The organism is Helicobacter pylori NQ4053, from assembly GCF_000274605.1.
GTDB lineage: Bacteria > Campylobacterota > Campylobacteria > Campylobacterales > Helicobacteraceae > Helicobacter > Helicobacter pylori_CV.
Genome location: NZ_AKNV01000006.1, coordinates 405,790 through 421,251 on the forward strand (window position 1 = coordinate 405,790; position 15,462 = coordinate 421,251).

General features: G+C 40.0%; 14 protein-coding genes. 8 read left to right on the forward strand and 6 right to left on the reverse strand.

The annotated features are described in order from the left end of the window. Nucleotides 1-80: 80 nt before the first annotated feature. Both AYS37_RS07145 and AYS37_RS08680 read left to right on the forward strand, forming a co-directional pair. Nucleotides 81-998 carry a phospholipase D-like domain-containing protein gene (locus tag AYS37_RS07145; protein WP_000100137.1) on the forward strand — a complete coding sequence of 306 codons (918 nt, stop codon included), beginning with the start codon at nucleotides 81-83 and terminating at the stop codon, nucleotides 996-998. Nucleotides 999-1,075: 77 nt separating this feature from the next. Next, nucleotides 1,076-1,249 (forward strand): hypothetical protein, encoded by a 174-nt coding sequence (locus AYS37_RS08680; RefSeq protein ID WP_000659691.1) that lies wholly within the window; start codon nucleotides 1,076-1,078, stop codon nucleotides 1,247-1,249. A 46-nt stretch (nucleotides 1,250-1,295) separates the two neighbouring features. Here the strand turns inward: AYS37_RS08680 and AYS37_RS07150 are convergent, their stop codons facing one another. Next, on the reverse strand, nucleotides 1,296-2,459 hold the full coding sequence (locus AYS37_RS07150) for an outer membrane protein (protein ID WP_025445984.1): 1,164 nt from the start codon (nucleotides 2,457-2,459) through the stop codon (nucleotides 1,296-1,298). 181 nt (nucleotides 2,460-2,640) lie between these two features. Here AYS37_RS07150 and AYS37_RS07155 point away from each other — a divergent pair, with 181 nt between their 5' ends. Next, nucleotides 2,641-3,078 (forward strand): CopD family copper resistance protein, encoded by a 438-nt coding sequence (locus AYS37_RS07155; protein WP_000338889.1) that lies wholly within the window; start codon nucleotides 2,641-2,643, stop codon nucleotides 3,076-3,078. Here AYS37_RS07155 and AYS37_RS07160 read toward each other — a convergent pair. Genes AYS37_RS07160 through gltS form a run of 4 tightly spaced genes read right to left on the reverse strand, consistent with a single transcriptional unit; the run spans nucleotide 3,075 to nucleotide 8,391 of the window. Beyond that, on the reverse strand, nucleotides 3,075-5,426 hold the full coding sequence (locus AYS37_RS07160; RefSeq protein WP_000650168.1) for a heavy metal translocating P-type ATPase: 2,352 nt from the start codon (nucleotides 5,424-5,426) through the stop codon (nucleotides 3,075-3,077). The genes AYS37_RS07155 and AYS37_RS07160 overlap by 4 nt on opposite strands. A 9-nt stretch (nucleotides 5,427-5,435) precedes the next feature. After that, the gene (locus AYS37_RS07165; protein WP_000375296.1) at nucleotides 5,436-6,152 is read right to left on the reverse strand and encodes a tRNA1(Val) (adenine(37)-N6)-methyltransferase; all 717 of its coding nucleotides are present in this window, start codon (nucleotides 6,150-6,152) and stop codon (nucleotides 5,436-5,438) included. After that, complete coding sequence (locus AYS37_RS07170; RefSeq protein ID WP_001242033.1) at nucleotides 6,134-7,168, reverse strand: bifunctional diaminohydroxyphosphoribosylaminopyrimidine deaminase/5-amino-6-(5-phosphoribosylamino)uracil reductase; 1,035 nt, start codon at nucleotides 7,166-7,168, stop codon at nucleotides 6,134-6,136. The genes AYS37_RS07165 and AYS37_RS07170 overlap by 19 nt, the downstream gene beginning before the upstream one ends. After that, a complete protein-coding gene (gene gltS / locus AYS37_RS07175) occupies nucleotides 7,165-8,391 on the reverse strand; it encodes a sodium/glutamate symporter (RefSeq protein ID WP_001156058.1) in 1,227 nt (408 codons plus the stop codon). The genes AYS37_RS07170 and gltS overlap by 4 nt, the downstream gene beginning before the upstream one ends. 85 nt (nucleotides 8,392-8,476) lie before the next feature. Here gltS and AYS37_RS07180 point away from each other — a divergent pair, with 85 nt between their 5' ends. After that, nucleotides 8,477-9,676: a saccharopine dehydrogenase family protein gene (locus AYS37_RS07180; protein ID WP_001874781.1), complete on the forward strand. Its 1,200-nt coding sequence runs from the start codon at nucleotides 8,477-8,479 to the stop codon at nucleotides 9,674-9,676. A gap of 9 nt (nucleotides 9,677-9,685) precedes the next feature. Here AYS37_RS07180 and ccoG read toward each other — a convergent pair whose 3' ends face one another. Next, complete coding sequence (gene ccoG, locus AYS37_RS07185; RefSeq protein ID WP_000894868.1) at nucleotides 9,686-11,062, reverse strand: cytochrome c oxidase accessory protein CcoG; 1,377 nt, start codon at nucleotides 11,060-11,062, stop codon at nucleotides 9,686-9,688. A gap of 105 nt (nucleotides 11,063-11,167) precedes the next feature. On the opposite strand from ccoG, the gene plsY reads away from it, so the two are divergent. The 4 genes from plsY to AYS37_RS07205 all read left to right on the forward strand — a co-directional run bounded on the left by plsY (nucleotide 11,168) and on the right by AYS37_RS07205 (nucleotide 15,249). Further along, nucleotides 11,168-11,830 (forward strand): glycerol-3-phosphate 1-O-acyltransferase PlsY, encoded by a 663-nt coding sequence (gene plsY / locus AYS37_RS07190; protein ID WP_001874782.1) that lies wholly within the window; start codon nucleotides 11,168-11,170, stop codon nucleotides 11,828-11,830. After that, nucleotides 11,827-12,180 carry a FolB domain-containing protein gene (locus tag AYS37_RS07195; RefSeq protein WP_000850912.1) on the forward strand — a complete coding sequence of 118 codons (354 nt, stop codon included), beginning with the start codon at nucleotides 11,827-11,829 and terminating at the stop codon, nucleotides 12,178-12,180. The genes plsY and AYS37_RS07195 overlap by 4 nt, the downstream gene beginning before the upstream one ends. Further along, complete coding sequence (locus AYS37_RS07200) at nucleotides 12,164-12,490, forward strand: hypothetical protein (RefSeq protein WP_000643738.1); 327 nt, start codon at nucleotides 12,164-12,166, stop codon at nucleotides 12,488-12,490. The genes AYS37_RS07195 and AYS37_RS07200 overlap by 17 nt, the downstream gene beginning before the upstream one ends. Nucleotides 12,491-12,657: 167 nt before the next feature. Next, nucleotides 12,658-15,249: a TonB-dependent receptor gene (locus AYS37_RS07205; protein ID WP_000945808.1), complete on the forward strand. Its 2,592-nt coding sequence runs from the start codon at nucleotides 12,658-12,660 to the stop codon at nucleotides 15,247-15,249. Nucleotides 15,250-15,462: the final 213 nt, after the last annotated feature.

Genomic DNA, 15,462 nt, shown 5'->3' on the forward strand with positions numbered 1-15,462 from the left:
AGGGGGCTAAATTAAGAAACTTGCCATGCAACATTAACTTAAGACTTGTAAAATAGCCTAAAAAATTATTAAGGTTTTTGGTGAGTTCTGTTCAAATCCTATCTAATCTCAATTATCCCAAAGTGATTAACGAAGGGCTAAGAAATTCTTTAAGCACTCATATTGCAGTTGCTTTTTTAAAATACAGTGGGGTTGAAGTGATTCAAGATGCTTTGATTGATTCTTTAGAAAAGGGGGCAGAATTTGAGATTATTGTAGGACTTGATTTTAAAACAACCGACTCAAAATCCATACGATTTTTGCTAGACTTAAATAAAACTTATAAAAAATTAAGATTTTATTGCTACGGCGACAAAGAAAATAACAAAACAGATATTGTATTCCACCCTAAAATTTATATGTTTGACAACGGAAAAGAAAAAACTTCCATTATAGGTAGCACTAATTTAACCAAAGGAGGGTTGGAGAATAATTTTGAAGTCAATACCATTTTTACAGAAAAGAAACCCTTATATTACACGCAGTTAAACGCTATTTATAATTCTATAAAATATGCAGATAGTTTATTCACTCCTAATGAAGAGTATTTAGAAAGCTATGATGAAGTTTTTAGCGCCATTATTAAAAATGAACAAAAAGTCTCAAAAGATAAAAGCATTCAAGAAAAGATTAAAAAGATTGAAAAACAAGAAAAATTGCTTCCTGGAACTATCCCCTCTATCAAGGCAATGATAGTGGAATTTATTTTCGCTTGTGAGGAAAAAGGCGTTAAACAAGTAGCATTACAAGATATTTATCAAGCGTTAGAAGAGCGAATAAAAAAAGAAGAGTGGGGATACAAATACAAAAGCGATACTTTTAGAAACACTATCAGGGGCGAACTCAACCACCATGTACTGAAAGATAACCCTTCAAAAGATAACTTGGGACTTTTTGAGAGACCAAAAAAAGCTTCTTATGCACTAACACCAAAAGGGCGTTTGTATAAAGGACGCTAAAGGTATTTATTTTAGATATTGCTCAGTCTAGCCTAATTAAACTCTTTGCAAAGCTATCTATCAATCAAAATAAAGAATTGAAAGAAAAATTTGACTCCAATGAATATATCTTTAGCGATGAAGAATTAGAACGCATTATAGAAATATCCCCACAACAGCATAAGGACTCATTGTGCGGTAATGACAGATTCATCAAAAAAGTAGAAAACAGCGCAGAATGGTTACAGATCAATGACGCTTTGAAAGCTTAAAGCGTCAAGCTTTCATCTCTAAGCCTTGCCTAAAACCCTACCAAACTTAAAAAGTATAAACATAACGCAAATACATAGAATACTGACGGCGTAAGGTTTGGGTTAAGCTGAAATTGGTTTCTGCTCCTGTGATAGTAGTCGGGTTCCCATTCTCTAGCGGGCCTTGTTTTTTCGCTCTTATAGTAGTAGAGCCTTTGAAAAAGTGGTTAGGGAGCGTGGGGATTTTGATACCAAACTCAATGCCATGGTGTTCAAAAATATTGGTTCTAATGCCCACATTCACTAAAAATTGGAAAATCGTGTGATTCACCTTAGCGTTTAATTTTCCTGTGGTATAGACGCTATTAGGGTTAATCCCCACATCACAACTCGCCGGCGTCGTGTCCCCGCATGTGATTGTGCCATCAGCGTTAGTCATGTAAGCGTCAGCGTCGGTATTGACGCCATAAACATACCCGTCCTTAAAATACCCCACACGATTATTGGTCCAAGTGTTACCCGCAAAATTCACGCCTAGAAAAAACCCAGCCGTGGCTTTAGGCTTGTCTATAATGTTAAAAAGCATGTCTGTGCCAAAACCATAAGTATACATGTCCGCTTTTTGATCGCTCAAATAAAAAGGCGATATAGCGTTAGCGGCTCTGGAGTTAGAGAAATTGGTATGCCCGTAATCAAAAAAGCCATAATAACGCAACCCAAACCACCTTTTTTTACCGATAAAATGCTTATAGCCTGTCATCACGCCTAGCCCATACATCGGCTGGTTACGGCCAGGAATGTTTTTATTGGTGCTTAGCATGGTGCGAGAAGTCCAATTGACCACGCAGTTAGCTTTAGTATAGCCTGGCGTTCCTGGCGTCCCTGAAGCTGGCTGACAGCCACCGGTCTGCCCGTCAGGAACTTTGCCATTATCATTAGCCGAAACATCGCCAAAAGGCACTTGAAACAACTCGCCGTTTTTATAAGCGTTGGTCTTTTGATCAGCCCTACCCACTTCCAAGCTAATCCCCACAAACGCGCCATTCTTTTCATGAGCATTTAAGGGGTTTGTCAGCCATAACGAACTCAAAAGAGTGCCTAAAATTACCGAGCCTTTTTTAGAAATATCTAAAGATTGAGCTATCAAAACAGATTCCTTACGATTAAAATTTTTACCAACCATTTTGCAATCTTGCATTCTATTTTTCTTCTTTGTCATAAAATTGAGCATCACTCTCTAGGGTCTCCGCTTAAGTGTTACTTTTTTAATTATTTTATTATAGCTAATTGCAATCTTAAAAGTCAAACAAAAACCACCCCTAAAATTCCCATAATAGTGGGATACTTGACAATAAAACCCTTTTATAGTAGATTAAAAACTCTTTAATTTTCCCATGAATAAAGGATTTTAAATGGATGCGATTTATCCTTATGTGTTGGTTGTTCATTTATTGTGCGCCATTATTTTTATTGGCTACTTGTTTTTTGATGGGGTAATTTTCCCTAATGTGAAGAAAATGTTTGGCGAAGAGTTTGCCAATAAAGCGAATACAGGAATCACTCAAAGAGCGGTAAAAATCATGCCTTTGTGCGTTTTAGGGCTTGTTTTGACAGGGGGCATGATGCTTAGTCAATACATGGGGGGCGATAAAGGCTGGTGTGAAACTCCTTTTCAAAAGATACTCATGCTTAAAGTGATTTTAGCGTTAAGCATTTTTCTTTTGGTGCTTTTTTCTTTATCGTGTAAGTTTTTGGGTAAGAAAAACCCTATTGGCAAATATATCCACCCTATCGCTCTAACTTTTGGCTTTTTAATCGCCATTTTAGCCAAAACGATGTGGTTTGTTTAAGAGCGTTTCAACCTCAAAGAATTTAAAACCACTAAGAGAGAGCTACCACTCATGCTCAAACTCGCTATTAAAGGGTTGATGTATCCTAGCATAGCGACCGGGATTAAGATAGCGTTATAAATCAAGCTCAAAACAATGTTTTGCAGCACCACTTGATAGACTTTTTGAGCGTTATGAAACGCTTTTTCTAGCAAACTCAAATCCTCTTCTAAAAGCAAAATATCGCATGCGCTTTTACTCAAAGCGCTTTTTTCAAACCCCAAAGAAACGCTCGCTTGTTTTAAGGCTAGCGCGTCATTATTGCCATCGCCTATCATTGCGCACACGCCCTTATAAGAGCTGACGATTTGAGCCTTATCTTCAGGGGTCAAATGGGCATGATACTTAGAAATCCCTAATTTTTTCGCACACTCCTTAACCGAGCTTTCATTATCCCCGCTTAAAATTTCTAATTCCAAACCTTTATTTTGCAAAGCCTGAATGACTTCTTTAGCGTTAGCTTTCAAACGCTCTTCTAAAATGAATAACGCGCATAAGGTCTTGTTTTTCGCAAAGCCTACCATGATATTAGCGCTCTCTTTAACCTTTAAATCAACCCCCATGGATTTTAAAAATTTCAAACTCCCCACTAACAAGGTTTCGTTTTGATAATTCGCTTTCAGGCCATGAGCGAAAAACTCTATCTTTTCTAAATCAACCTCATCGCCATTTAGAGTTTTAAGGATCGCACTATGGGCTAAATGCTCCCTGGTTTTTAAAAGACTCTTCAAAAGCCTTTCGTCAAATTCTTCATGAATGATTTTTTCTTTTAAAAGGACTTCTTTTTGCGTGAGGGTGCCGGTTTTGTCTATAAAGATTTTTTTCACTTTAGCCAGGGTTTCTAAAAACAACGCTTCTTTAAACACGATCAAAGGGTTTTTAAACACCCCTATCACTAACGCAATGGGCGTAGCTAAAGCGAACGCACAAGGGCAGCTTATGACTAACACGCTAATACACACCATTAAGGCTTTTTCAAAATTACCCCCCAAACCAAATTGCCACAATAAAAAGCTCACAAAGGCTAAAAACAACACCGCTTTAGAAAAAATATCCGCGATTTGATTCGCGCTGCTCTCAATTAAGGGTTTTTCTAAAAAACTCTTTTTTAAAGTTTCTAACAAACTAGAAAGGCGTGAGTTTTGAAAATTAGCGCTCACTTGATAGCTAAAAGGCACGCCCACATTCACATAACCCCCTAAAATTGGATCATTAACCCCCAATTCCAAAGGCTTAAACTCCCCGCTGATCAAAGACGCATCCACGCTCGCGTTATTTAAAAGCACGCCATCTAGTGCGATTTTAGCCCCGCTTGGCACCCAAACAACAGAGCCTATCGCCACATCTTTAGGGTGTTTTTCTATCTGCTTGCCGTTTTCTACAATAATCACGCTATGGATTTCATGCGATTCTAGGGCCAAACATTTTTCATTCGCAAACAGCCTGGCTTTTAATTCCAAAAACTTAGAGCCAAAAACAAGCGTTAAAATCGTGCTGCTCGCTTCAAAATAAGTCTCTTGAAACACCAACATCGCATAAACGGAATAAACAAACGCCGATAACGCTCCAAAAGACACGCTCAAATCCATGCCCAAAACGCCATTTTTTAGCCCATAAAACGCCCCCTTAATGAAAAAACGCCCCACCACCACTAGCACCAACAAGCTTAAAAAGAGCGATACGAGATCCAAATTCCTTTGCATGAGTTTATCCATGCCACCGCCATAATTCGCACCGCCATAGCTTGCGTATTTGGCAATGGCAATAAACATCAAATTCATGGTGGCAAAAAACCCCACGCTTAAAGTAAGCAAGTAGGAGCGTTGCTCTTTTTGGGCTTTCAGGGTGTAATTTTTTGCGTTATAAATTTTAGCCCCATAGCCCAAACTCTCAATTTTTTGAATAATCTCTTTAGGGTTTAAGGACTTGTCAAACACGATTTGCAAATGGTGGGTGGTGAAATTCACGCTCACTTTTTTAACCCCCTTTAAGCGCTCTAAAACCTTTTGATTGAGCCACAAGCAAGCGTTACAATGCGTTTTTTCTAGCAAAAGATTAAGGATAAAATCGCTTTTATTGTTTTCTTCAAGGGCTTGTTCTAATTCTAAAATATTCATTGGATCTTGGGGCGTTACAGGGGCTAAAGTGGAATCGTTTAACTTGTCATAAAAGCTCTCTAAATTCAAATCTGTTAATAACGCATACACCCTAGCGCACCCTGCACAGCAAAAATGCAATTCCTTGTGATTAATGGTCTCTTTAAAAAGCTCACTTTCTTTAAACTCCAACTGGCAATGCGAACATTTCATTTTTAATCCTCAATCTAAAGGCACTTTGATAGAATAGGTGTTACAAATTTGATAGATATTTAAAACTTCTTTGGTGTTGTCGCTTTGGTTTTTGGAATGGTGCGTGATTAAAGGGGGCAGAACTTTTAGAGCGCTTTTGGAATTATTCCTGGCCGCTCCAAGCATCAAATGGGCGTTTTTGTCTTTAAAACTTTGGACAAACCTTAAAGTTTCTAGCGTGAGTTTAACGCTTTTTAGGCTTTCTATGACCAAGCAAAGCGATAAGGCTTCATAGCAAAAAATAAAATACCCTTTAGGTTTCAGGCATTTTTTCACTTTAGCCACTAAAGAAGCGAAGTCTAATTCGCTCTGGTGTCTCGCATGCCCTTTGTTTTTAGATTTAATAGAGCCTAAAGCATAAAAAGGAGGGTTGCACACAATCGCATCATACAAAATCGGGGGGTTGAAATCTAAAAAATCGCCCTCAAACGCTTGGGCGTTAGGGAATTTGAGGGCGTTTTTTTGGGAGCAAAACGCCATTTTGCTATCCTTTTCCACTAAATGAACGCTCGCCAGCGGGTTATCTCTAGCGCAGAGCAAGCCTAGAACCCCACACCCTGAGCCTATGTCTAAAATCGCGCCGCTATTTTTGATAAAAGGGCGTGAAAAATCGTATAAAAAAAGCGAATCGCTATTGTAAGAATAAGCGTTTAAGGGCTGGTATAATCTTAAGAGTTTTCTATCCATAAAAGGGCTTCATTTTCTAAGATTTGTGCATGCAACAACCGCCCTTTAAAAGGGGTTTTTAAAGCGAATGCACTAAACGCTTCGTTAATCATAGACGCATGCGAATGCAAAAGCAACGCATCAATTTTGTCCCTCAAGCTCTCAAACAATCCCCACCCCCCTTCAATGAAATTAAACCCTTTCTCTAGGGGTAAATCTTTAGGGTTGTTGAAAATATTAACCAAACGATTGGGTGCAAAAAAAACTTTTGAATGGGGGCTAATTGAGTGCTTGGATAAAATAGCGATATTAGGGTTTTTATTGTGATAAAAGCTATCGCAAAAGCGAGAGTCTAATAAGGGGTTGTCCGTTCTTATGGTTTTCCCAGAAATGATGAGAGTGTTGCATATTGCTCGCTGGTTGTGCGTAAAAATAACGCTTTTTTGCCCGGTGATCTTGCCATGGTAATAATCCCCATTCATTCTTAAAGCGAGTTTGAACAAATTAAAACGCCCCTTTTGTTCCATTACCCTAAAAGGCAAGAGCAAGTCCTTAGCCTTGTTTTCTAAATTGCGACAAATTATTGTTTCAATACGAGCCTTTTGTAGCCTTGCTAAGCCCCCTTTTTTAGCTTCGTTTTCTTCTGTGGCAATGACCACTCTTTTAGGTTTTAAAATTTCTAACAATCCGCTACACGCTGGGGTTTTGCCATAAGAATTGCATGGCTCTAGGGTGATTAAAAAAACGCAGTCTGTAAAAGCGTTATCGTGGCGCGTTTTTAAAAAATCGCTTAAAGTTTTAGGGTCTTCTAATTTTTCTAAATCGTTTTTCAAACTGGGGCGTAAAATCTTTAACGCTGATTTAGCGGCTAAGACTTCTGCATGCGGGGTTTTGGCTTTTTTGTGGGTTTCTAAACTCAAGATCTCATGGTTTTTATCTAGCACCATGCAAGCCACGCTCGGATTTTCTAAGGCTAGGGTTTGATACTCCCATGCCTTATTCAAGCACATTTCTAATAAACTTTCATAAAGTCTCATGATGGGAAAAAAGGCAAGAGCAAAAAGCCTTTAATCGCTAAAGCGTTAATAATATCAACAAAAAACGCTCCCACTAAAGGCACGACGATAAACGCCACATGCGATGGCCCATAGTGGTTGGTGATGGTTTGCATATTCACCATAGCCGTTGGGGTCGCTCCAAGCCCAAAACCGCAATGCCCCGCGCACAACACCGCCGCATCATAATCCTTCCCGCATACCCTAAAGGTTACAAGCACCACATAAAGGATCATAAATACCACTTGAACGCTCAAAATAACCGCTAAAGGCACAGCGAGTTTTAACAATTCCAATAAATTCACGCTCATTAAAGCGTAGGCTAAAAACAGGCTCAAGCTCACGTTCCCTATAACTGAAACCTCTCTGTCAAACACGCTATGGATTTTAAAAAACGACAAGGCATTTCTTAAAATAACCCCCACAAACAAGCACCACACAAAAGTCGGCAAGGTGAAACTTTTAGGCATCAAGTGCGATAAAAAAGTCCCCACTAATAAAGCGATCGCAATCAAAGCTAAAGTTTCTACAAAACTGGATGCGGTGATTAGGCGTTGCTCTTTAGGGGTTTCAAAGCCTTTAGACACTACGCCCTCTAAAGTGTCTTTTTCTTTAGTGTCTTTAGGCTCTAGTTTGTATTTAGAAATCAAATATTTAGCGACAGGCCCTCCAATAATCCCCCCACTCACCAAGCCAAAAGTCGCGCATGCCATGCCCACTTCTAAGCTAGAGCTAAAATTATAAGGTGGTTGGGTGAAAAAATTAGCCCATGCCGCGCTAGTGCCATGCCCTCCCACTAAAGCGATAGATCCCCCTAAAAGCCCCATTAAAGGATTGACCCCTAAAAGGCTAGCGATAGAAATCCCCACTGCATTTTGACACACCACAAACCCCGCCACAGCCAGCAAAAAGACCGCAAGCATTTTCCCACCTTTTTGTAAAGATTTGAAATCCGCGCTCAAACCAATGGTGATAAAAAAAGTCAGCATTAAAGGATCTTTTAAAGAAGAATCAAACTGCAAGCCAAAATTGTAAAACTGACGCACTAACATGATAAAAAAAGCGACTAAGACCCCGCCCACAACAGGCTCTGGAATATCATAATCGCGTAAAAACTTGACTTTAGAAATCACATAACGCCCCAAAAGCAGCACTAAAACCATGCACACCAAAGTGGCATAAATATCCAACTTAATTTCTTGCAAGCTTGCATCCTTATTAATCAAATTTATCTTATTATAATATAATACCCCCCTAAAAGAACGAGATCAGTTAGAAAGTAGGTGTTCCTTGCATACAGTATTACAAATTGGAGCTGGTGGCGTAGGCAGTGTGGTAGCGCACAAAATGGGCATGAACAGAGATGTGTTTAAAAATATCATTTTAGCGAGCAGGAGTTTAGACAAATGCTATGCGATTAAAGAAAGCATGCTCAAAAAGGGTTTGGGGGAAATTGGCGTTGAACAAGTGGATGCCGATGATACGCAAGCCTTAGTCGCTTTAATCCAAAAACACAAGCCTAAAGTCGTTATCAATGTGGCGTTACCCTATCAGGATTTAACGATCATGCAAGCATGTTTAGAGACTAAAACGCATTACATTGATACCGCCAATTACGAGCACCCGGATTTAGCGAAGTTTGAATACAAAGAGCAATGGGCGTTTGATAAGGCTTATAAAGAAGCAGGGATTTTAGGGATTTTAGGGGCTGGGTTTGATCCGGGCGTTACCAACGCTTATGTCGCTCATGCTCAAAGACACCATTTTGACACTATCCACACTTTAGATATTTTAGATTGTAACGCTGGGGATCACAAACGCCCTTTTGCCACGAATTTTAACCCTGAAATCAATTTAAGGGAAGTCAGCTCTAAAGGGCGTTATTATGAAAATGGCAAATGGATTGAAACTAAGCCTTTAGAAATCAAGCAAGTGTGGGCTTACCCGCAGATTGGCGAAATGGATTCGTATCTTTTATACCATGAAGAATTGGAATCGTTAGTCAAAAACGTTAAAGGCTTGAGGAGGGCGAGGTTTTTTATGACTTTCTCTCAAAATTATTTAACCCACATGAAATGCTTGGAAAATGTCGGCATGCTAGGCATTAAAGAAATAGAGCATCAAGGCGTAAAAATCGTGCCGATACAATTTTTAAAAACCTTACTCCCTGATCCAGCGTCCTTAGCTAAAGACACTACCGGCAAAACCAATATCGGGTGCTATATGACCGGCATTAAAAACAACCAAGACAAAACGCTCTACATTTACAACGTGTGCGATCACAAAAAATGCTATGAAGAAGTGGGTTCGCAAGCCATAAGCTACACCACCGGCGTGCCAGCGATGTGCGCGGCTAAAATGATTTGCAACGACACTTGGAGCGTGGATCATTTTAGGGCCGGGGTATTTAACGTAGAAGAATTAAACACCGATCCTTTCATGGAAGAATTGATCAAACAAGGCTTGCCTTATGAAGTGATTGAGCGCTAGTTTTAGGCTTCAATCTTCACTTGGTGCAATAAACACCGATTCCCTTTCTATCGTAATATCCTTATCATCCGTGCTATAAGCCTGTATTGTAATGGGGATGAGAGCGTCTTTAGCGTTCTTGTATTCTGTGGCGTTACTTTTTAGGAGTTTTCTTAAAATCACCACCGCTTTAATCTTTTGCCCGGCTTTAATGGCGATAGGGTTTAAAGGCTTTTTGATGTGGATGTCTTTTTGCCCTAAAATTTTGAAATAAAACTCATGGTCTTTATTGTCCGTGTTGTGGAATAAAAACACGTAATCGTTATCCACATACCCACTAGATCGCAATTCATACAGATCGCTGTTGCGGTTAATGTCTAAGAGCATGCGTTCTTTTTTAAACGAAGTGATGGCTAAAAGGGCTATCACAATAGCGATAACCCCCATGTAAGCGATCGTTTTTAAACGCACTAGGCGCACTTTTTGGCGCGTATTAATGGCGTTAGTTGAAGACCATTGGATGAGTGAAGGGCGGTTGTATTTAGCCATGGTAATCGTGCATGCATCCACACATTCTAAGCAATTGATGCATTCTAATTGCAAGCCTTTCCTAATATCAATATGCGTGGGGCAAACCTGCACGCAATGCAAACAATTCACGCATTCGTTTTCCGCACTGCGTTTTTTGGGGGGTAAGGGAAAAAGGCGGCCCTGATTGTCATAAAGTACTCCGCCGCGCTTTTCATCATAAATAGGGTTTAAGGTGTCATTGTCATACAACACCGATTGCACCCTAGCGTAAGGGCATAAATAAATGCAAAAACGCTCCGCAACCACCACTATATCAAATAGCACCACAGCCGTGCTAAAAAGCCAAAAACCCATAGCAATAGGGTGATCGCTAGGGTTTTTAAGATACATAAAAAAATCTTCTGGGGCGATGAAATAAAAGAAAAACAACATCATTAGCCCCGCAACAACAGGAGCGAACAACAAAACGCTCAATACTTTATGCGCCTTGTAGCTTGGGGTGTTTTTAGGGCTTTCTTGTTTGTTGCTGATCTTTTTATGGAGTTTGAAAATCTTGGTTTCAATCACATCTCTATAAAGCACCCTTAAAAAGGTTTGCGGGCAAGCCCACCCGCACCACACACGCCCAAGGCTAGTGGTGATGAAAAAAATCCCTATAAAAAGCAAAATAACCATAAAAGGCATGACTTGCAATTCTTCAGCGCTAAAGATCTTGCCTAAAAAATGCAATTGCTTATGTTCAAAGGAGATCAAAAACAAATGCGCCCCATCAATGCGAACAAAGGGCGTGATCAGTAGCGCTAAAGAAATCAATAAAAACCCTATATAACGCTTCAAGCGGAACGATTTTAAAAAATGGCTAGAAGTTTCAAGCATTCTCAATATCCTAAAATTTTTAAGCCACTATACCCTAACAACTTAACGCTTTCACTTAAAAAGCAACATGTTATAATGATCGCTATTTTATTTGAAAGGGTATTTATGGAAAGCGTTTTAAATTTCCTAACCAATATCAATGTGATTTTCACCCTTTTGGGTTATTTGATTGGGGGGATTCCTTTTGGCTATGCGTTAATGAAAATCTTTTATGGCATGGATATTACTAAAATCGGATCGGGCGGTATTGGCGCGACGAATGTCTTACGCGCTTTACAAAGTAAGGGCGTGAGCAACGCTAAACAAATGGCCTTATTAGTCTTAATCTTGGATCTATTCAAAGGCATGTTCGCGGTTTTTTTAAGCAAATTGTTTGGGTTGGATTATAGTTTGCAATGGATGGTCGCTATCGCTAGCATTTTAGGGCATTGTTATTCGCCTTTTTTGAATTTCAATGGAGGCAAGGGCGTTTCTACGATCATGGGCTCTGTGGTGTTGCTCATCCCTATTGAAAGCCTCATCGGTTTAACGGTGTGGTTTTTTGTGGGTAAGGTGCTTAAAATCTCTTCACTCGCTAGCATTCTAGGGGTAGGCACAGCGACTGTTCTTATCTTTTTTGTGCCTTATATGCATATCCCAGACAGCGTCAATATCCTTAAAGAAGTCGGCACGCAAACGCCGATGGTACTTATTTTTATTTTTACCCTTATCAAGCATGCAGGCAATATTTTCAATTTATTGACCGGCAAAGAAAAGAAAGTCTTATGAAAACTAAACAAGGCGTCCATATCCATAACTTGGTGTTTGAAACGATTTTAGGGATTTTAGAGTTTGAACGCTTAAAACCCCAAAAAATAAGCGTAAATGTGGATCTTTTCTACACGGAATTACCCAATAAGGCTTATTTAGACTACATGGAAATCCAAGAAATCATTCAAAACACCATGCGAGAAAAACAATACCTTCTCATTGAAGACGCCTTGAAAGATTTGAGCCAAATTTTAAAAACACGCTATAGTGGAATCTCTGAACTTTATTTAAAAATCAGCAAGTTAGAAATTTCTCCCAATTCTCAAGTGGGAGCGAGCGTGAAAATTTGCTATGAAAGCAATCTTTAGCCTCTTTTTCCTCGTTATGGTTTTAAAAGCGCACCCCATAAACCCTTTATTAGAGCCGCTATATTTCCCGAGTTATGCGCAATTTTTAAATCTAGAACCTCATTTTGTCGTTAAAAAAAAGCGCGCTTATAGACCTTTTCAATGGGGGAATACCATTATCATCAAACGCCATGATTTAGAAGAACGCCAAAGCAACCAACCAAGCGATATTTTCCGCCAGAACGCTGAAATCAATGTGTCTTCTCAAACTTTTTTAAGAGGGATCAGCAGCGCTTCTTCACGCATAGTGATCGATTCGGCCGCTCAGTAATCAACCGCTCAGTAAAATGCTAAAACTTTTTTAATCACATTTTTCTTCATATTTTCTTAATCCTAAAACAAATTTAAGGTATTATTAAATAGAATAATGTAATAATAACCTTAGGTTTAAAACTTGACTAAATTTTTAGAAAAAAGTAAATAAAAAGGCTAAAAGAAATGCTTAGAAATCAATTTCGTATCGTGTTTGTCTCTTGTATTGTCGCTAGCAGTTTGCAAGCTCAAGAAAATACCCACACTTTGGGTAAGGTAACCACTAAGGGTGAAAGGACCTTTGAATACAACAATAAAATGTATATTAACAGGAAAGAGCTCCAACAACGCCAAAGCAACCAAATCCGTGATATTTTTAGAACTCGGGCGGATGTGAATGTGGCCAGTGGGGGCTTGATGGCGCAAAAAATCTATGTTAGGGGGATTGAGAGCCGTCTTTTAAGGGTAACGATAGATGGCGTCGCTCAAAATGGTAACATTTTCCACCATGACGCTAACACCGTAATCGATCCCAATATGATTAAAGAAGTGGAAGTGATTAAAGGAGCAGCAAACGCTTCAGCAGGTCCTGGTGCTGTTGCGGGTAAATTGTCTTTCACCACGATTGACGCTAACGACTTCTTAAGAAAGAATCAAACTTATGGGGCTAAAGCGGAAGCGGGCTTTTATACCAACTTCGGGTATCGCATGAACGCTACTGCAGCCTATCGTGGGAAGAATTGGGATATACTCGCTTATTACAACCATCAAAATATTTTTTATTACAGAGACGGGAACAACGCTTTTAGGGATCTCTTCCACCCTACTTTTGACTTGCAAGATCCGAGCAATAGCGACATTGGCGTAGGGACTCCGAGTGAAGTCAATAGCGTTTTAGGTAAAGTCAATGGCTATATCAACGACACGGATACCATCAGCTTAAGCTACAACATGACAAGGGAAAATTCCACCAGGCTTTTACGCCCTAACACCACTTCAGCCCTCTCCAAAGCCAATGACCCAGGAAGCCAGCCAGCGCCTTTTGTGATTGACTTTGGGAAAGAATTAGCCCATACGATCAACTTCAACCACAATTTGAGTCTGAAATACAAGCATGATGGAGGCACTAGTTTTAGTCAGCCGCGCGTTGAATCCACCGCCTTTTTAGGGGTAAGGGGGGGCGATTATAACCCTGTGGTGAATCCTTTCGCTTACAATTCTAATGAGCCGGCTAACCCGGATTACATCCCTGAAGTTAAAGATTGGTGTAACAACCCGGACAATATCAGCCAGTGCACGCAAGGGGCTATCAGGCCTTCTAATGGAGGCTATCAAATAGGCTATGGGCAGCCGGGCAATATCAATTGGCAAGGTGCTTCTGCAATTTCCACAGGATCTAATATTTATCATGGGCTTGTCCCTAAAAATCCTGATTATGACATGACCCCCCCTAACGCTCAAAACCCTAGCGCGAACGATTGGACTTTAGGGAATGCGGACGCTGAGGGGACTTTAGCCAGAAGGATTTTCTTAATCAACTCAGGCGTTAATGTTAAAGTAACCCACCCCATTAGCGAAGATTATGGGAACGTGTTTGAATACGGCATGATTTATCAAAACCTGAGCGTTTTTTCTGGATTGGATAAAGGCAAAAACGGCTATTATAAAAACAATATTGACCCTAACGACCCTAATGGGCCGGGCTTGCCTTACCGCCATTATTACACCGATCAAAGCTCTCAATACCCCCAAAATCTAAACGCGCCTAACCCGCTTTATCGTAACATGCCCCAAAATTCGCATGCGATCGGTAATATCATCGGAGGGTTTATGCAAGCGAACTACAATATTTTAAGCAATGTGATCGTGGGCGCGGGAACTCGTTATGATATTTACACCTTGCTAGACAAAAACGGCCGCACGCATGTAACTTCTGGCTTTTCGCCTTCTGCGACCGTGCTTTATAACCCCATTGAAAGCATTGGCTTGAAAGTGAGCTATGCGTATGTGACTAAGGGGGCTTTGCCTGGCGATGGCGTTTTGATGCGCGATCCCACGGTGATTTATCAAAGGAATTTACGCCCTGCGATCGGTCAAAATGTGGAATTCAATGTGGATTACAACAGCAAGTATTTCAATGTGCGCGGGGCAGCGTTCTATCAAGTCATCAATAATTTCATCAACAGCTACGGGCAAGACACTTCTAAAAATGGTGGGGGTAACGCGACCGCAAAAAACATGTCAGGGAATTTACCCGAAACCATTAATATTTATGGTTATGAAGTTTCAGGGAATGTGCAATATAAAAATTTCGTAGGGACTTTCTCAGTGGCTCGCTCTTGGCCGACAGCTAGGGGGCATTTATTAGCCGATACTTACGCTTTAGCTGCAACGACTGGGAATGTGTTTATCCTAAAAGCCGATTACAATATCCACAAATGGGGGCTTACTTTAACTTGGCTCTCACGCTTTGTAACCAACATGTTCTATGAAGGCTATTCTATCTACTACCCTCAATACGGCTTGATGAAAATCCATAAGCCTGGGTATGGTGTGCATAATGTCTTTATCAACTGGACCCCCACTTCTAAAAAATGGCAGGGTTTAAGGATTTCAGCTGTGTTTAACAATATCTTAAACAAGCAATATGTCAGCCAGGCTTCCGTTTGGCAAGCGAGCGCGGACGCTCCAGCAAGCGATATGATTCCTAAAAATAAACGCATGGCGCTTCCAGCTCCTGGATTTAACGCGCGTTTTGAGGTATCCTATCAGTTCTAAAATGAAAGAAATCTTAGGATTTCTTTTTGAATTTTAAACATGGGAACAAACATGAAAAAGCCCTATAGAAACCGCCAAACTCTATGGAAAAAGTTCCGCTCGCTCAACAAACTCATTAAGACGCTCTTAAGGATTTTAAAAAAATAGTTTTATCAAAAATTTAGCGGGTTTAGTTTAAAATAACGCTTATTTTAGCTCTCAAAAAGGAAAAGC

Excerpts from the sequence above, each read along its gene's own strand:
- AYS37_RS07170 (WP_001242033.1), bottom strand. The coding sequence starts at position 7,168 with ATGAGACTTTATGAAAGTTTATTAGAAATGTGCTTGAATAAGGCATGG.
- plsY (WP_001874782.1), top strand. The coding sequence starts at position 11,168 with ATGGAAAGCGTTTTAAATTTCCTAACCAATATCAATGTGATTTTCACC.
- AYS37_RS07165 (WP_000375296.1), bottom strand. The coding sequence starts at position 6,152 with ATGGATAGAAAACTCTTAAGATTATACCAGCCCTTAAACGCTTATTCT.
- AYS37_RS07150 (WP_025445984.1), bottom strand. The coding sequence starts at position 2,459 with ATGCTCAATTTTATGACAAAGAAGAAAAATAGAATGCAAGATTGCAAA.
- ccoG (WP_000894868.1), bottom strand. The coding sequence starts at position 11,062 with ATGCTTGAAACTTCTAGCCATTTTTTAAAATCGTTCCGCTTGAAGCGT.
- AYS37_RS07205 (WP_000945808.1), top strand. The coding sequence starts at position 12,658 with ATGCTTAGAAATCAATTTCGTATCGTGTTTGTCTCTTGTATTGTCGCT.
- AYS37_RS07160 (WP_000650168.1), bottom strand. The coding sequence starts at position 5,426 with ATGAAATGTTCGCATTGCCAGTTGGAGTTTAAAGAAAGTGAGCTTTTT.
- AYS37_RS07155 (WP_000338889.1), top strand. The coding sequence starts at position 2,641 with ATGGATGCGATTTATCCTTATGTGTTGGTTGTTCATTTATTGTGCGCC.
- AYS37_RS07200 (WP_000643738.1), top strand. The coding sequence starts at position 12,164 with ATGAAAGCAATCTTTAGCCTCTTTTTCCTCGTTATGGTTTTAAAAGCG.
- AYS37_RS07195 (WP_000850912.1), top strand. The coding sequence starts at position 11,827 with ATGAAAACTAAACAAGGCGTCCATATCCATAACTTGGTGTTTGAAACG.